Here is a 1,436-nt window from a genome sequence, read left to right as displayed (position 1 = left end):
GCCACCGTCCCGGCCCCCAACCAGTTGCGCCGGGTCCAGGCCCGTGTCACGCCCGGATATCCCAGCGCCCAGGTCTCGTAGTCATCGGCAGAGCCACCTGAGGCAGAAATGCGATAGGTCCGCAGTACGNCAGCCCGCAATTGCTCCAGGGTCTCCTGGTTGACACCGCCCGTCATTCCGGCCGAAGTGATCACGGCCTCATCGCTCACGCCCAACACAGGAGAGACGGCCGCGAGCTTCGTACCACCCGTGAGATTACCGGCAGCACCAGCGCTTACCGCTCGGATCGGAACCAATGTGACGCCCTTGATCACCGTATCGGCCGTCACCATCACCTGGCTCCGGTCAGGCGCCTGGTACAGAGTGCCGGCGTCAATGGGAGCATCGGTCTGCCCTTCGCACTCCATCCAGCCAGTGGCATAGGTCGCCGCACGATAGTTGCGACCGAGTCGCCATTGCGCGTAGCGCAGCAGCATCTCTTCGTCGCACTTATCAGGAAGACTCTGAGCAGCAATGTAGTCCTGGTGTTGATACAGGCCGGCGACAACACCGCTATGCACACGGGCCAATACCTCGGCATCTGTTCTGCGTAAAGCACCTACCGAGGTCGCGGGTACCAGATCTCCGCGCACTCGCTTAATCAGCGTCACAAGGCCAGGAATATTAAATGGCATTGAGCACCCTCCAAAAATCATCAATCTCGATCTGCAGCGGGTCATCCCCCACTAGATCAATCACTGCGTGCATCGTCACGCCTTCGGTACCGCTTCGCGCCACCGTCACCGTGACCTTGGTGGCGTGACCGTCCGACACGAACCAGGCGAGGGCTTCCTCGCCGAACTCGACAGCGTCACGAAGCGCATCGTCAGTGATTGATCTGCGCTGCAGCAGCCACACGCGGGAACCGATCTTGTCGCCGGCGACAGTGGGGAAACTGTCTCCCCACCAGCCGAGCGGATCGGCCCCATCGTTCGGATCGGAAGGATCGGCTCGGTGCCAACTGAAGAGGCTGATCATGGCGGCACGCCACAAGACCGCCCGCCGATCATCCTCAGAAAGCGTCAGGATCATTCGCCACCTCCTGACTTCGGCGGGCTCGTAGGCGGGCCATCGTGCTCCTGGTGGAAGTGCCCTCGCATCGAGATGCCATTCACGACCACCTCCGGCATCTCCATCGGCCCGGTAGACTTGGCGGTACCCGATGCATCAAGCTCGTAGGCATGGGTGGAAATGTTCACTGCCTCCTCGGCGACCACCTCATAGCGCTTCGCCTTGACGCGATAAACATCGCACTCCACTTCAATGATCCGCCCCTGCTTCAAGACAATGCGTGCGCCTTCGTTCGTGTAGATGGCCACTTCGCCAGGCTTCAGATCGGTGGGCCGATAGCGCTTGTCGCTTGGCATGATGACGGCCGCGTGAGAGCGATCTCCGTC

3 protein-coding genes are annotated in these 1,436 nt (G+C 61.3%); all 3 read right to left on the bottom strand.

Going from position 1 to position 1,436, the window contains the following annotated elements:
• A partial coding sequence (locus I5W_RS22580) for a baseplate J/gp47 family protein (RefSeq protein ID WP_441294737.1) occupies positions 1-476 on the bottom strand: 476 nt, incomplete at its 3' end.
• Positions 477-663: 187 nt separating this feature from the next.
• Positions 664-1,071: a phage GP46 family protein gene (locus tag I5W_RS22575; RefSeq protein WP_044530934.1), complete on the bottom strand. Its 408-nt coding sequence runs from the start codon at positions 1,069-1,071 to the stop codon at positions 664-666.
• The coding region (locus I5W_RS22570) for a phage baseplate assembly protein (RefSeq protein ID WP_044530933.1) at positions 1,068-1,436 on the bottom strand (369 nt) is incomplete at its 5' end. The genes I5W_RS22570 and I5W_RS22575, both read right to left, overlap by 4 nt.

Source organism: Herbaspirillum sp. B65 (genome assembly GCF_000333555.1).
Taxonomy (GTDB): Bacteria; Pseudomonadota; Gammaproteobacteria; order Burkholderiales; family Burkholderiaceae_D; genus Herbaspirillum; species Herbaspirillum rubrisubalbicans.
The sequence above is the reverse complement of the archived record's forward strand: the minus strand, read 5'-3'. Positions and strand labels throughout refer to the sequence as shown.

What these genes read in the sequence shown, in the direction of transcription:
- I5W_RS22575 (WP_044530934.1), bottom strand. Translation starts at nt 1,071, where the DNA reads ATGATCCTGACGCTTTCTGAGGATGATCGGCGGGCGGTCTTGTGGCGT.